General features: G+C 35.7%; 13 protein-coding genes, 1 pseudogene and 1 other annotated feature. Of the genes and pseudogenes, 10 read left to right on the top strand and 4 right to left on the bottom strand.

The genetic code is table 11. The annotated features are described in order from the left end of the window. The first annotated feature begins 21 nt into the window (after positions 1-21). From HMPREF2846_RS13630 to HMPREF2846_RS13655, 6 genes are all read left to right on the top strand, one after another. Positions 22-846: a cytochrome C assembly family protein gene (locus HMPREF2846_RS13630; protein ID WP_070626881.1), complete on the top strand. Its 825-nt coding sequence runs from the start codon at positions 22-24 to the stop codon at positions 844-846. Positions 847-877: 31 nt separating this feature from the next. After that, positions 878-1,804, top strand: a complete 927-nt coding sequence (gene hemC / locus HMPREF2846_RS13635) for a hydroxymethylbilane synthase (RefSeq protein ID WP_002481147.1) — start codon at positions 878-880, stop codon at positions 1,802-1,804. A gap of 24 nt (positions 1,805-1,828) precedes the next feature. Next, positions 1,829-2,518, top strand: coding sequence for a uroporphyrinogen-III synthase (locus HMPREF2846_RS13640; RefSeq protein ID WP_070626883.1), 690 nt, complete (start codon positions 1,829-1,831; stop codon positions 2,516-2,518). Continuing rightward, the gene (gene hemB, locus HMPREF2846_RS13645; protein ID WP_070626885.1) at positions 2,515-3,498 is read left to right on the top strand and encodes a porphobilinogen synthase; all 984 of its coding nucleotides are present in this window, start codon (positions 2,515-2,517) and stop codon (positions 3,496-3,498) included. Before HMPREF2846_RS13640 ends, hemB begins: the two co-directional genes overlap by 4 nt. Beyond that, a complete protein-coding gene (gene hemL / locus HMPREF2846_RS13650) occupies positions 3,499-4,788 on the top strand; it encodes a glutamate-1-semialdehyde 2,1-aminomutase (RefSeq protein WP_070462575.1) in 1,290 nt (429 codons plus the stop codon). It abuts the gene before it with no gap. A 180-nt stretch (positions 4,789-4,968) separates the two neighbouring features. Next, positions 4,969-6,045 carry an AbrB family transcriptional regulator gene (locus tag HMPREF2846_RS13655; protein WP_002481143.1) on the top strand — a complete coding sequence of 359 codons (1,077 nt, stop codon included), beginning with the start codon at positions 4,969-4,971 and terminating at the stop codon, positions 6,043-6,045. A 53-nt stretch (positions 6,046-6,098) separates the two neighbouring features. Here the strand turns inward: HMPREF2846_RS13655 and pcp are convergent, their stop codons facing one another. The 4 genes from pcp to HMPREF2846_RS13675 all read right to left on the bottom strand — a co-directional run bounded on the left by pcp (position 6,099) and on the right by HMPREF2846_RS13675 (position 9,052). After that, positions 6,099-6,740 (bottom strand): pyroglutamyl-peptidase I, encoded by a 642-nt coding sequence (gene pcp / locus HMPREF2846_RS13660; protein WP_002481142.1) that lies wholly within the window; start codon positions 6,738-6,740, stop codon positions 6,099-6,101. A gap of 24 nt (positions 6,741-6,764) precedes the next feature. Further along, positions 6,765-7,691: a DUF979 domain-containing protein gene (locus HMPREF2846_RS13665; protein WP_023016079.1), complete on the bottom strand. Its 927-nt coding sequence runs from the start codon at positions 7,689-7,691 to the stop codon at positions 6,765-6,767. Continuing rightward, on the bottom strand, positions 7,688-8,386 hold the full coding sequence (locus HMPREF2846_RS13670) for a DUF969 domain-containing protein (RefSeq protein WP_070626887.1): 699 nt from the start codon (positions 8,384-8,386) through the stop codon (positions 7,688-7,690). Before HMPREF2846_RS13670 ends, HMPREF2846_RS13665 begins: the two co-directional genes overlap by 4 nt. A 105-nt stretch (positions 8,387-8,491) precedes the next feature. Further along, positions 8,492-9,052, bottom strand: a complete 561-nt coding sequence (locus HMPREF2846_RS13675) for a DNA-3-methyladenine glycosylase I (protein WP_070626889.1) — start codon at positions 9,050-9,052, stop codon at positions 8,492-8,494. Between the two features lie 62 nt (positions 9,053-9,114). Continuing rightward, positions 9,115-9,328, top strand: a binding site (T-box leader). Between the two features lie 40 nt (positions 9,329-9,368). On the opposite strand from HMPREF2846_RS13675, the gene HMPREF2846_RS13680 reads away from it, so the two are divergent. The 4 genes and pseudogenes from HMPREF2846_RS13680 to radC form a co-directional block, all read left to right on the top strand. Beyond that, the gene (locus HMPREF2846_RS13680) at positions 9,369-11,999 is read left to right on the top strand and encodes a valine--tRNA ligase (protein ID WP_060804786.1); all 2,631 of its coding nucleotides are present in this window, start codon (positions 9,369-9,371) and stop codon (positions 11,997-11,999) included. An 11-nt stretch (positions 12,000-12,010) separates the two neighbouring features. Continuing rightward, a complete protein-coding gene (locus HMPREF2846_RS13685; RefSeq protein WP_070626890.1) occupies positions 12,011-13,279 on the top strand; it encodes a bifunctional folylpolyglutamate synthase/dihydrofolate synthase in 1,269 nt (422 codons plus the stop codon). A gap of 245 nt (positions 13,280-13,524) precedes the next feature. Beyond that, positions 13,525-14,202: a prepilin peptidase gene (locus HMPREF2846_RS14960; protein WP_158257880.1), complete on the top strand. Its 678-nt coding sequence runs from the start codon at positions 13,525-13,527 to the stop codon at positions 14,200-14,202. Between the two features lie 14 nt (positions 14,203-14,216). Next, positions 14,217-14,756: pseudogene (gene radC / locus HMPREF2846_RS13690) on the top strand (DNA repair protein RadC); the annotation flags it as partial. Positions 14,757-14,790 lie beyond the last annotated feature (34 nt).

Below are 14,790 nucleotides of genomic sequence, written 5' to 3' on the forward strand. Positions count from 1 at the left end.
CAGCCATAGTATGGTGATGATATGCAAGATATATTTTTCGTGCGTTTCCATGAAGTAACCTTGCTGATTTATTTACTCAGTATTTCTTGCTATTTTTATGATTTTTTTAAAAAGAATCATAAAATTAGAACCTTAGGGTTCTACACACTAGGGATTGTTTGGTTACTGCAAACAATCTCTTTGTCTTTATATATCAATATGGCCAGAGCGGTTTCGCTCGGTTCGGTCTTTGATGTGTTTTATTTTTTGAACTGGATGATTTTATCGATTTCTATAGTCATCAGTGTTGTAAAACATTTAGACTTTTCTATATTTTTGTTTAATGCCATTGGGTTTGTTGTGATGTCGATACATACCTTCAGACCAAATGAAACATATATTCGAGATGCAGAATTCAATGTTAATCATGAATTGTTGATTATACATGTCTCGCTGGCCATTATCAGTTATGCATTATTTTCACTCGCATTTGTAAATGGTGTGTTATATGTATTGCAGTATCGTAACCTTAAACACAAGCATTTCGATCAAAAATATTTTAGAATAGGTAGTGTGTACAGCTTAGAAAAGATGACGTTTTATTCAACAGTCATCGGATTAGTTATTTTAATTATCGGAGTAATTTTAGGCGCACAATGGGGTTTTCAGACAATAGGTTTCAATATTTTGCTAGATCCTAAAGTGGTATCTTCAATAATTGTAATGATTTGTTATGGTATCTACATTCTCTTACGAACAAGAAAATGGGTAAGCCCTTTAAATCATGTTTTATTTAATATGCTGATTTATCTTTTCAGTATGTTCAACTTATTGTTTATTTCTCATTTTCCGAATTTCTTCGGATAAAGTATAACCTTATGCAGAGGAGGACGTTGGCATGCGTAAGCTTGTCGTTGGTTCAAGAAGAAGTAAATTGGCATTGACTCAGAGTCGTCAATTTATTGAAAAGTTAAAAGAGGTACAACCAGATTTAGATATTGAAATCAAAGAAATCGTCACAAAAGGTGATCAGATTGTAGATAGACAACTTTCTAAAGTCGGGGGTAAAGGTTTGTTTGTTAAAGAAATACAACAAGCCTTATTTGACCATGAGATTGATTTAGCCATTCACTCTTTAAAAGACGTGCCAAGTGAATTACCAGAAGGGCTAACACTTGGCTGTGTTCCTGATAGAGAAATTCCATTTGATGCATTTATTTCTAAAAATCATGTGAAACTTGCAGATTTACCGGATGGTAGCATTGTTGGTACAAGTTCTTTAAGACGTGGCGCACAAATCCTAGCAAAATACCCTAATCTTGAAATCAAATGGATTAGAGGTAATATCGATACAAGACTTAATAAACTAGAAACTGAAGATTATGATGCGATTATTCTCGCAGCTGCAGGCCTACGTAGAATGGGTTGGTCTGATGATATCGTTACCGAGTATTTACAACCAGATTTACTCATTCCAGCAATCGGTCAAGGTGCACTAGGAATTGAATGTCGTAGTGATGACGAAGAACTTTTAGACCTGTTGAAAAAAGTGCATAATCAAAGCGTAGCAGAATGCGTTACTGCAGAGCGTACGTTTCTTAAAGAAATGAACGGTAGTTGCCAAGTCCCTATTGGAGGTTACGCAACTGTTGATAATGACGGACAGCTAACATTTACAGGCTTGATCATGTCACCTGACGGTAAACAACGCTTTGAACATACAGTTAACGGACAAAACCCAGTTGAACTTGGCAAAGCAGCAAGTGATGTCTTGAAAGAACAAGGTGCATATGAAATCATTAAAGCATTAAATGATGAAGCCTAATCTATAAGTCGGAGATGAATTGCTATGAGTGCATCAGTCATAATGACGCAATCTAGTTCAATGCCAACAGAAGATAAAGGATGGATACATTTGCCTTTTATTAAATTAGAACCACTCGCTTTTGATGATTCTGTTTTAAATCGTTCTTATACTTGGCTTGTATTTTCTTCTAAAAATGCAGTGCGATATTTTTTACCGTATCTTTCACTATTACGCTATGAAAAGGTAGCAGTTATAGGTGAAAAAACACAACGCTTTTGTGAACAACATGGTATAGAAGTAGATTTTTGTCCTGAAGATTTTTCACAAGAAGGATTTCTAGATAAGTTTACGTTCAAAAAAGGAGCCTCTATTTTTATACCCAGCAGTAAAGCAGCACGACCTATATTAGAAGAGGTATTAAAAGAACGTGGGGCAGATGTGGTAAAAATTGATTTATATGAACCTGTTGAGCATCAACAGAATATTCTTTATGCGATTAAGTTGTTAAAAGAACAGTCAGCTGATGGTATTGCATTTGCGAGTTCATCTTCCGCTGAGAACTTTTTTAAAGCATTGAAACGATGCCAAGTACAACCTGATTTTGAGTGTTATGCTATTGGTCAACCAACTTATGAAACAGTTCGTAAAAATGGTTATGATGCTGTCATAGCACGAAAACAAACAATTGATGGTTTAATCTATACAATAAAAGAAAGTAGGAATCTTAAATGAGTTTTGATAGACACAGAAGATTACGTATTAATGAATCAATGCGCAGTCTTGTAAGAGAAAATCACGTACGTAAAGAAGATTTGATTTATCCTATCTTTGTCGTAGAAAGAGACGATGTTAAACAAGAAATTCCATCTATGCCAGGGATTTATCAAATCAGCTTGAATCACCTAGAAGAAGAATTGCAAGAAGCTTATGATTTAGGTATCAGAGCGGTGATGTTCTTTGGTGTCCCAAATGAAAAAGATTCAGTGGGTACAGGTGCTTATGCACGTGAAGGTATCATACAACAGGCAACTAGAAAATCTAAAAAACTTTATCCAGACATGTTAGTGTTAGCAGATACATGTTTATGTGAATATACAGATCATGGCCACTGCGGTTTAATTGATGACCATACACATGATGTTGATAATGATAAAACATTACCATTGCTTGTGAAAACAGCAATTTCTCAAGTAGAAGCGGGTGCTGGCATCATTGCGCCAAGTAATATGATGGATGGTTTTGTGACTGAAATTCGTAAAGGTTTAGATGATGCAGGTTACTACAATATTCCAATCATGAGCTATGGTATTAAATATGCATCAAGTTTCTATGGTCCATTCCGTGATGCTGCTGAATCAACACCATCATTCGGTGATCGCAGAACGTATCAAATGGATCCAGCTAACCGTCGTGAAGCACTGCTTGAACTTGAAAGTGACTTAAAAGAAGGTGCAGATATGATGATTGTGAAACCTGCGTTAAGTTACTTAGACATTATCAGAGATGTTAAAGAAAGAACGAATGTTCCAGTTATCGCATATAATGTCAGCGGTGAATACAGTATGGTTAAAGCAGCTGCATTACAAGGATGGATTGACGAAGAACGTAACGTTATGGAACAAATGGTTTCAATGAAACGTGCAGGTGCAGACATGATTATTACGTATTTCGCGAAAGATGTTTGTCGTTATTTAGATAAGGAGGACAAATAAATGAGTTACGAAAAGTCTATTGAAGCATTTAAAAAAGCAGAAAAATTAATGCCTGGCGGTGTGAATAGTCCAGTTCGTGCATTTAAATCTGTAGATATGCCAGCAATCTTTATGGATCATGGTAAAGGTTCTAAAATCTATGATATCGATGGAAATGAGTATATTGATTATGTATTAAGCTGGGGACCTTTAATTTTAGGTCATGAAAACAAACAAGTGATTGACAGCTTGCATAAAGCAGTCGATAAAGGTACAAGTTTTGGTGCTTCTACATTAGAAGAAATTAAATTAGCAGAACTTGTAGTCGACCGTGTACCATCAATTGAAAAAGTCAGAATGGTTTCATCAGGTACGGAAGCAACTCAAGATACAATTCGTTTGGCTAGAGGTTACACAGGCCGCGATAAAATCGTGAAGTTTGAAGGCTGCTACCATGGTCATAGTGACTCACTTTTAATTAAAGCGGGTTCTGGTGTTGCGACTTTAGGTTTACCAGATTCTCCTGGCGTACCTGAAGGAACAGCAAAAAGTACGATTACAGTGCCTTATAACGATTTAGATGCGATTAAACAAGCGTTTGAAATGTATGGCGATGACATTGCCGGCGTGATTGTAGAACCTGTAGCAGGTAATATGGGGGTTGTTCCACCAATTGAAGGTTTCTTACAAGGATTAAGAGATATCACGAATGAGTATGGTTCATTATTAATCTTTGACGAAGTTATGACTGGCTTCAGAGTTGGTTATAACTGTGCACAAGGTTACTTCGATGTTATGCCTGACTTAACTTGCTTAGGTAAAGTAATCGGTGGCGGTTTACCAGTCGGTGCATTCGGCGGTAAAGCGGAAATTATGGATAAAATTGCGCCAGTGGGTTCAATTTATCAAGCAGGTACATTATCAGGTAACCCATTAGCAATGACAAGTGGTTATGAAACATTGAGTCAACTTACACCAGAAAGCTACGAATACTTCAATGAACTTGGAGATATTTTAGAAGAAGGTTTGAAAAAAGTTGCTAAAAAACATAATGTACCATTAACAGTTAACCGAGCAGGTTCAATGATTGGTTACTTCTTAAATGAAGGTCCAGTGACTAACTTTGCTCAAGCAAACCAAAGTGACTTGAAACTCTTCTCAGAAATGTATCGTGAAATGGCTAAAGAAGGCGTCTTCTTACCACCATCTCAATTCGAAGGTACATTCTTATCTACTGCGCATACAAAAGAAGATATTGAGAGAACAATTGAAGCGTTTGATAAAGCATTTGAACGCGTCACAAATAAATAATATAAATTCACTTAATTAGAGAGTGAGACATCAAATTCTAGGTGTCTCACTCTCTTTTTGTATAAATTATTTTTGTGAACGATTATAATATCGGTTAGAAATCAATTCTTATAACTTTCGTATAAAGCGTGTTATGATGATAATGAATGAAAAGTAGTGGGATAAGGGTAGTGGTAATCAATGAATAAAAAATTGCGTAATAATATTATCGTATTATTACTAGCAATCGTTATCAGTTTGATTCTATCTGCAATGAATATCATGCTGCCTTATATGTTTGGTCCTATAATCGCAAGTATCATTTGTATCCGAGTCTTCAAGTTGGAAGTAGAATGGCCGTTTTGGCTCAGTCAGTTGGGTTTAATTTTACTAGGGGTACAAATTGGATCCACATTTACACGGACGGTTTTAAATGATATTACGCAAAACTGGTTATCTATTGTTTTAGTAACAGTATTGCTGTTGGGGATGGCAATACTGATTGCATATTTCTTTAAAAAGATTGCAAAAGTAAATAATGAAACAGCATTGTTAAGTGTTATTCCTGGAGCATTAAGCCAGATGTTAATTATGGCTGAGGAAGACAAGCGTGCCAATATATTAGTAGTGAGTTTAACACAGACTTCACGTGTTATCTTCGTAGTCATCTTGGTTCCAATGATGTCTTATTTTATGTCGAGTGGAAGCGGAGAAGCATCTAGCAGTAAATTGGTGGAACTTGAACCGCTCACTCACGTGTTGAATATTGGACAAATCGTATTGTTGATTGTTGCTATTGCGATCGTTTACTTTGTAATGGCAAAAATTAATTTTCCAACGAAGCAATTGCTGGCTCCAATTGTGGTATTAATTGCTTGGAACATGTTTACGAATGAAACATTTTCACTGGATAACTATTTAATTGCAGCAGCACAGATTGCCTATATGATTAGAATCGGTATTCAAATTTCTAAATTAATGAATGATTTAAAAGGACGCGTGGCAGTTGCTATTGCTTTCCAAAATGTTATGCTCATCTTATTAGCTGGTGTCATGGTCTATTTAATATCACTCTTTAATCATATGCCGTTAAATGATTTATTCTTAGGTGCAGCACCCGGAGGTATGAGTCAAATTGTCTTGGTTGCGATGGAAACACATGCTGATGTAGCCATCATTTCTAGTTTCCATATCTTTAGAATTTTCTTCATTTTATTCTTAATCGCGCCAATCATAAAATATTTCTTAAGCTATACTGAGCGTAAACTGAATAAGTAGCATATGAAAATAACCGCCCGATGAGGCGGTTATTTTGTATACATCTTATTAAATTAATGTGTTTCACCTAATGCGATAGTTTCATCACGATTATCTGCTGATAACTCTGAGATTGCCGCTTCCAACCCTTTAACAATAGTATCTAGCGCCATAGAAGGTGTATTCGGTTTATTCGTGACTTGTTCAGGAATGAACGGTACATGAATAAAACCAAATTGAATATAAGGGAAAGTAGTCGCATGCAAATATCCTAATTGATAGAGTACATGATTACATACAAAAGTTCCTGCAGTATTTGAAAGTGAAGCAGGAACACCTGCATCTTTAATCGCTTGTGTCAGGCGTTTTACTGGCATATTTGAAAAGTAAGCAGGTGCGCCATCTTCTTGAATAACTTCATCAATGGGTTGATTACCTTTATTATCTGCAATTCTTGCATCATCTACATTAATGCCGACACGTTCGGGTGTTAAATCAAATCTGCCGCCAGCTTGTCCAATAGCAAGTACCGCATCATATGTTTCAATTTTAAGTTGTTGTTTAATAGCTTCAACCGATTCGTTGAATACAGTAGGGATTTCTAATTTCGTAATCGTATGTTCACCGATTGTTTCTGGTAATAACTTCACTGCTTCTAAAGCTGGATTTGTTTTTTCTTTACCAAACGGATCAAAAGCTGTAACTAAAATATTCATGTTATCTTCTCCTTTATCTGTTTATTAAAATGCCCAGAAATACATTAATCCGATATGTACTAAGATTAATATGAAAGCCACTGGGATTTGTGCTTTGATGACACTGAATTCATTTTTCATTTCTAATAAAGCAACAGGTAATGTATTGAAGTTTGCGGCCATTGGCGTTAATAAGGTACCACAGAAACCACCAGTCATCGCTAGTGCACCAGCAATTGCAGGGTCAGCACCTTGTGCAATGACGAAAGGAATACCAATACTTGCGGTAATAACAGTAAAAGCTGCAAATGCATTACCCATCAACATTGTGAAAATGACCATACCTAATATATACGCAGTGGCGCCAATTAAGTGATTGCCTTCAGGTAAGAAACTTGAAATACCGTTAGAAATCACTTTGCCAACACCGCTGACTGTAAATAGTACTCCTAATGCTGCTAAGAATTGCGGTAAGATACCAACTGTTCCAACTTGTTGTGTCAATCTATCACTGTCATATAACATGTATTTTGCTTTAGGCTTGATAATGAAATACGCAGCAATCAAACCGACAACTGAAGCAATTCCTAAGCCAATAGCGCCACCAAGAGGTGTCCAGTTTGAAATGATGACAGCTACAACAGCTAAAACAACTGCTGGCCAAAAGAGTTTATTGCCAAAACGTTCAGCGCCTTGATTACCTTGTTCCTCAGTAACGTCCACAATGTTTTTGATAGTAACCTGACGCGTTAATGTTAATAGTCCCATTAACAAGATAAGTGCACCATTGATTACGTTTGGTATATACGGTCCAAAAATAAATGTTATCGCAAGCAATACCCAAAAGAGGGCAGTGCCAATACGTTTTTCTTTGTTTGGATCTCGCAATACACGGTAAGCTGTATAAAGTAATTGGATACCAATTAAAATATAAAAGAACTCAAGGATAGTATCTAATGTATGTTGACTCATGCTTGATCCTCCTTGTTTCTGTATTTACGTTCTAGGTAACGGTCTAACAAAATATTTTTAACTACGACAATCAGAATTGTGATGATTGCGATTGGTACAGAAGCAAGCGCTAAACTGACCGCATTGACTTTAATATCAAGTGAATTAAATGTACCGACCATTAAAAGTACACCAGCAGGACCTACAAATAAATTCTGGCCAAAGAAGTTACCGTAGTTCTCCATAGCCGAAGCTTCTGCTTTAATTTTCTCCACATCTTTTTCATCGATTTGTTCAGGTTTTAAATTATATTTTGTTTTCAATGCCCCTTGAACCATCGGATTAATTAACGGACGTACGAATTGAGGATGACCTCCGATCCGAATGGAAGCGAGTCCTGCAATTTCTCTAATTAATAAATATAAGGATAATAAACGTCCGCTGGTCATGGATTTAACCTTTCCGATTAATACGGTTGCTTGTTTTTTTAATCCAAATCGTTCAATTAAACCAACCATAGGTAAGGTTAATAAGAAAAGAGATACCAGGCGATTATCGACAAAAGCTTTGCCGAGGACGTCTAATATTTCAAAGAAATCCATACCGGATACAAGTCCGGTTACAATTGCAGCAGCTAAAATAACCGCAATCGTATCAAACTTAAATAGGAATCCGATAATAATAACTAGAATACCTATTAATTTTAACCATTCCATAAAATGCCCCCTTAAAATTTAATATATTTGATATTCTAGCATAAAATAGAGAGAATTTTACGACAATTTTAAATTTTAAAATAAAATAGGAGCACAACCGTGTTCCTACTGTTTTGATGGCTTATAAGGACAACCAATCAAGTGGGCGTCATAGAGACCTGCTGCTTCTAAAAATGAAAACATCGTTACAGGACCCATAAATTTAAAGCCATATTTCTTTAAGTCTTTAGACATTTTTTTAGCGCGTTCATCGACGGTGATACGGTCTTTAGATGAACGATATCGCAAATCAATCGGCTGATTATCAACATATGACCACAGAAAATCACTAAAACTGCCATGTTCTTTTTCAATTTGAATATAGCCTTTTGCTTGGCTGACAATTGCTTCTAACTTCTTTCTATAATGAACGATATTAGGAAATTCCATGAGTTCATCAATATCTTTTTCTGTCATTTGTGCAATTTTATGAGAGTCAAATTGATAGAAAGCATCACGATATGCAGAACGTTTCTTTAAAATCGTTAACCAAGAAAGTCCTGCATGTTGTGATTCTAGAGCCATTAGTTCAAATAATTTTTGACTATCATAAAGCGGCTGACCCCATTCTTTATTATGATATTCAATATAGAGTGGATCAGTTGTGTTGAATGCACATTCATTCATAAAATTTCATTCCTTCGCATTGACTTATTTTAGAGTTCTATTATACTATAAATTAGTAGAGAATATGATTTCGGGAAGAGTAGACAGTTGATTAATTTCAAAGAGAATGTATGGTTGGTGAAAATACATAATTGATGCTGTTGAAGGTAGCCCGCTTAGATCTTTAGCTGAACAGTACAGTAGGTTAAAGCGTGTATTGAGCGTTAATCATTATGAAGTGCAATATAGATGAACTATGTTGAATTTAGGTGGTACCACGGAACATCCGTCCTATGTATAGGAACGGGTGTTTTTTATTTTAAGGAGGAATTGTCCTATGGAAATGAAACCAAAATACAATCCGAATGAGGTTGAAGCTGGACGCTATCAAGAATGGGTAGAGAAAGGCTATTTCAAACCTAACGGAGACACATCAAAAGAAACGTATACGATTGTTATCCCACCTCCGAATGTAACTGGTAAATTACATTTAGGTCATGCTTGGGATACAACGTTACAAGACATTTTAACACGTATGAAACGTATGCAAGGTTACGATACGTTGTATTTGCCTGGTATGGACCATGCGGGTATTGCGACACAAGCAAAAGTTGAAGCAAAATTACAAGAACAAGGTATTTCAAGACATGACTTAGGTCGTGAGAAATTCTTAGAAGAAGTTTGGAGCTGGAAAGAAGAATATGCTTCATTTATTCGTCAACAATGGGCGAAATTAGGTCTTGGACTTGATTATGATAGAGAACGCTTCACATTAGATGAAGGCTTAAGTAAAGCGGTTAAAAAAGTCTTTGTAGATATGTATAACAAAGGTTTAATTTATCGTGGCGAACGTATTATCAACTGGGACCCTGTTGCGAAAACAGCGATTTCTGATATTGAGGTTATTCACGAAGACACACCAGGTAAATTTTATCATTTTAAATATCCTTACGCTGATGGCGAAGGATATATTGAAATTGCTACAACACGTCCTGAAACAATGTTAGGGGATACTGCAATTGTCGTTAACCCTAATGATGAACGTTATAAAGATGTTATTGGCAGAAAAGTTATTTTGCCGATTGTCGGTCGTGAGTTGCCAATTTTAGCGGATGAATATGTAGACGTTGAATTTGGTAGTGGTGCTATGAAAGTAACACCAGCACATGACCCTAATGACTTTGAATTAGGTAAAAGACATAACCTTGAATCTATTATCGTCATGGATGAATCAGGTAAAATGAACGACAAAGCTGGTAAATACGAAGGTATGGACCGCTTCGAATGTCGTGACCAATTAGTAGAAGACTTAAAAGCAGAAGACTTAGTGATTAAAATTGAAGATCACACACATGCTGTTGGACATTCTGAAAGAAGCGGTGCCATCGTAGAACCTTACTTATCTACACAATGGTTCGTAAATATGGAACCTCTAGCAAAACGTGCACTTGATAATCAAAAAACAGATAATCGTGTAAACTTTGTACCTGAACGTTTTGAACATACATTTAATCAATGGATGGAAAATATCCGTGACTGGACAATTTCACGTCAATTATGGTGGGGTCATCAAATCCCAGCTTGGTATCATAATGAAACAGGCGAAATTTATGTAGGAGAAGAAGCACCAGAAGATATTGAAAACTGGACACAAGATGAAGATGTACTAGATACATGGTTCTCTAGTGCTTTATGGCCATTCTCAACACTTGGTTGGCCAGATACTGAAGCAAAAGATTTTGAACGCTACTATCCAACTAATGCATTAGTTACAGGTTATGACATTATCTTCTTCTGGGTTGCACGTATGATTTTCCAAGGATTAGAATTTACAGATCAACGTCCTTTCAACGATGTATTATTACATGGTTTAGTTCGTGCTGAAGATGGCCGTAAAATGAGTAAATCATTAGGTAACGGTGTAGATCCTATGGATGTTATCGACCAATATGGTGCAGACAGCTTAAGATACTTCTTAGCTACAGGTTCATCTCCAGGTCACGATTTACGTTATTCAACTGAAAAAGTAGAATCAGTTTGGAACTTCATTAACAAAATTTGGAACGCTGCACGTTTCAGCTTGATGAATATTGGTGAAGACTTCAAATTTGAAGATATCGACTTATCTCAAAACTTATCACTTGCTGATAAATGGATTTTAACGCGATTAAACGAAACAGTTAAAACGGTAACTGACTTAAGTGATAAATATGAATTTGGTGAAGTTGGACGTGCTTTATATAACTTTATTTGGGATGAATTCTGTGACTGGTATATCGAAATGAGTAAAATTCCAATGAATGGTGAAGACGAAGCGCAAAAACAAGTTACACGTTCAGTCTTATCTTATGTATTAGACCGTACAATGCGTATGTTGCATCCTTATATGCCATTTGTGACAGAAGAAATTTGGCAAAACTTACCGCATGAAGGTGAAACAATTGTGACAAGCGCTTGGCCACAAGTTCAAACTGAATTTATGTATGAAGACAGTAAACAAGCGATGCAATATGTCGTAGAAATTATTAAAGCTGTCCGTCAAGCTCGTTCAGAAGTGAACACACCGCTTTCAAAAGCAATTCCGATTTATATTAAAACGAAAAATGCGGAAATCACTCAAATGCTTGAAGAAAATAAACATTACATTGACCGCTTCGGCCACCCAAGCGAGTTAATCATTTCAACAGATATCGAAACACCTGATAAAGCAATGACTTCTGTAGTCGGTGCAGGTGAAGTGATTTTACCATTAGAAGGTTTAATCGATATGGATAAAGAGATTGCACGTTTAGAAAAAGAATTAGATAAATGGCAAAGCGAACTTGATCGTGTCGATAAAAAATTATCAAACGAAAACTTCGTTAATAAAGCGCCTGAAAAAATTATCAATGAAGAACGTGCCAAAAAAGAAGATTATCAAGAAAAATATGATAGCGTCAAAGCTAGAATTGAACAATTAAAAGCATAGGAGTCCTGATAATGAATTACCTAGACAGCTTATATTGGATACACGAAAGAAATAAGTTTGGTATCAAACCAGGCACAAAACGCATGGAGTGGATGCTAGAACGCCTAGGTCATCCAGAACAAAACATTAAAGGCATCCATGTCGGCGGAACAAATGGCAAAGGTTCTACAGTCGCATATCTACGTGCTGCACTTGTCGAGAATGGTTATGATGTCGGTACATTTACTTCACCCTATATTGAAACGTTCAATGAGAGAATCAGCTTAAACGGGATGCCAGTCAGCGATGATGTTATCGTTGATCTGGTTGCTCGTGTGAAGCCGATAAGTGAAGAGATGGAAGCGGAAACTGAATATGGAACAGCAACTGAATTTGAAATTATAACAACGATGATGTTCTTATACTTCGGCGCGATCCGACCTGTAGACTTTGTGATTGTTGAAGCAGGACTTGGTATTAAAAATGATTCGACAAATGTATTTTCACCTATTTTGACAATTCTAACGAGCATTGGTTTAGATCATACAGATTTATTAGGTTCAACTTATTTGGATATTGCTAAAGATAAAGGTGATATCATTAAAGCGGATACGCCGTTTGTTTATTCTGTTAAAGAAGATGATGCTTTAAAATACTTGAGCGAATATGCAGAAAAACAACAAGCGCCTGCTTATGAGTTGGATAAAGATATTTCTGTTGTTTCAGAAGAAGATGAATTTACGTATCGCTTTAAAGATTATGAATTAGAAAACATAGCGTTGCATATGCTTGGCGAACATCAAAAAGAAAATGCAGCTTTAGCGATTACAGCTTTAATTGTGATGTTTGAAGCGGGACAAATTCAGTTAGACTTCAATAAAATGATTAAAGTTATGGAAGAAGTCAGCTGGACAGGGCGTATTGAAGAAGTTAAAGAAAAACCGCTTATGATTATTGATGGCGCTCATAATAATGAAAGCATCGATGCATTAGTGAGTACAATTCAAAATTATTATCATAAAGATAAGGTTGATATTTTGTTCTCAGCTGTAAGCGGCAAACCGATTCATCATATGTTAGAAGATTTAGGACAAATTGCAGATCATGTTTATATCACAGACTTTGATTTCTATCGTGCGAAGCCAAAAGAAGAAATCGCAAATGAAGCAGAACATTTTGATCCAATTTTAATTGATGACTATGTAGACTTTGTAGAGAATTATGAAGGCGATACATTGGTTATTACTGGCAGCTTATACTTCATCAGTGAAGTGAAAGCAAAAGTGAACTTTGAAGCTTAATGGCTTTAATTAAATACTAAACTCCTTTTGAGATGACGTTTATTCACGGCCATTTCAGAAGGAGTTTTTAATGTTTTCTGCATGTAAAAATGACAATTATATATGGTGTTTGTTCGTAAAAAATTAAAATAAAATATTTTATACATACTATTTGAAAATGACCTTCCTAGCACGTATAATAACGTTGATATTTCAGAAAGTAGGTGAAGCTTCTGCACGTTATTGTAGTTGTCCTAATCACTTCAGTGCTTGAAAGTTTTTTGTATCAACTGTGTTTTGTTAAAACATTAAACTTCAGTTATATGAAACAACGTTCAAAATGTGAAACGTGTCATCGTGATTTAAAATGGTATGATTTAGTTCCGATTATTAGTTTTGTGATATTAAAAGGTCAATGCCGGTATTGTAGGCACAAACTCTCTAAATTACATGTTATTGGTGAATTGTGTGCGGTATTGCCAATCGGTTTGCTTGTTTTCAATGTAATTTACCCATCTTCTGCATTATTTCTTGCATTATATTTATTTCTGCTCGTTGCTGCACTGTATGATATGCATACACATACGATTCCCGTCCACTTTGTTTTAATTTTTATTATAGTTGTCATAGCCTTAGCGCCAAAGGTGTTTATAACGCAAATTGGTATTGTAATTTTGCTTCACATTTTATTTATACTTGCACCTCATGCGATAGGGTACGGAGACATTTTAATTTTCACTTTACTCAGTCTCGTCTTTCCTTATTTATTTTTCCTCATGATATTCTGTATGACTTTTATTATTGGTGGTTTATTTATGATAATGTTTCGTTTGTTCACGAAGCGTAGAATATTAGAAGTGCCACTTATCCCCTTTATTTTTATCAGCTTTTTAACTATTTCTATCTTTTATCCTAACTTATTATTTATACTTCACTTTTATTAAACGGAGGTTTCATTTTGAATATAAAACACTTACCTGATTGTGATAAACCTAGAGAGAAGCTTATAGCTAAAGGAGCGCAACACTTATCTGAGTCCGAGTTGCTTGCCATATTGATTAATACTGGCAGAAAAGGGCGGTCTAGTGTCGAAGTTGCGCAAGATTTATTAAATTTAACAACGAAGCTTAAAGATTTAAAACTATTGTCTTTAAATGACTTGATGGATGTGAAAGGTATCGGTATGTATAAAGCGGTGATTTTAAAGGCAGCGTTTGAACTAGGTGAACGTATGAATGCGCCGGATCAAAAAGAGAAAGTAAAAATTAATTCACCCCAAGATGCGGCGGATTATTTTTTATCGAGGATGATGCATTTAACACATGAACAGTTTGAGGTATTATTTTTGAACTCAAAGAATATTGTAATTCGTCATGAAGTCATCTTTGTAGGAACTTTGAATTCTTCTGTGGTGCATCCTAGAGAGGTATTTAAAGCAGCTATTAAGTGGTCGAGCAATGCGATTATTGTGGTACATAATCATCCGTCTGGTGATGTGTTAACCATAGTATAATAAATAATAGTAGTTAAAG

This window comes from Staphylococcus sp. HMSC056G08 (genome assembly GCF_001812305.1).
Classification (GTDB): Bacteria; Bacillota; Bacilli; order Staphylococcales; family Staphylococcaceae; genus Staphylococcus; species Staphylococcus simulans.

Coding starts and splice junctions, on each gene's coding strand:
- hemB (WP_070626885.1), top strand. CDS start 2,515: ATGAGTTTTGATAGACACAGAAGATTACGTATTAATGAATCAATGCGC.
- HMPREF2846_RS13670 (WP_070626887.1), bottom strand. CDS start 8,386: ATGGAATGGTTAAAATTAATAGGTATTCTAGTTATTATTATCGGATTC.
- HMPREF2846_RS13655 (WP_002481143.1), top strand. CDS start 4,969: ATGAATAAAAAATTGCGTAATAATATTATCGTATTATTACTAGCAATC.
- hemC (WP_002481147.1), top strand. CDS start 878: ATGCGTAAGCTTGTCGTTGGTTCAAGAAGAAGTAAATTGGCATTGACT.
- HMPREF2846_RS13640 (WP_070626883.1), top strand. CDS start 1,829: ATGAGTGCATCAGTCATAATGACGCAATCTAGTTCAATGCCAACAGAA.
- HMPREF2846_RS13630 (WP_070626881.1), top strand. CDS start 22: ATGCAAGATATATTTTTCGTGCGTTTCCATGAAGTAACCTTGCTGATT.
- HMPREF2846_RS13665 (WP_023016079.1), bottom strand. CDS start 7,691: ATGAGTCAACATACATTAGATACTATCCTTGAGTTCTTTTATATTTTA.
- pcp (WP_002481142.1), bottom strand. CDS start 6,740: ATGAATATTTTAGTTACAGCTTTTGATCCGTTTGGTAAAGAAAAAACA.
- HMPREF2846_RS13675 (WP_070626889.1), bottom strand. CDS start 9,052: ATGAATGAATGTGCATTCAACACAACTGATCCACTCTATATTGAATAT.
- HMPREF2846_RS13685 (WP_070626890.1), top strand. CDS start 12,011: ATGAATTACCTAGACAGCTTATATTGGATACACGAAAGAAATAAGTTT.
- hemL (WP_070462575.1), top strand. CDS start 3,499: ATGAGTTACGAAAAGTCTATTGAAGCATTTAAAAAAGCAGAAAAATTA.
- HMPREF2846_RS13680 (WP_060804786.1), top strand. CDS start 9,369: ATGGAAATGAAACCAAAATACAATCCGAATGAGGTTGAAGCTGGACGC.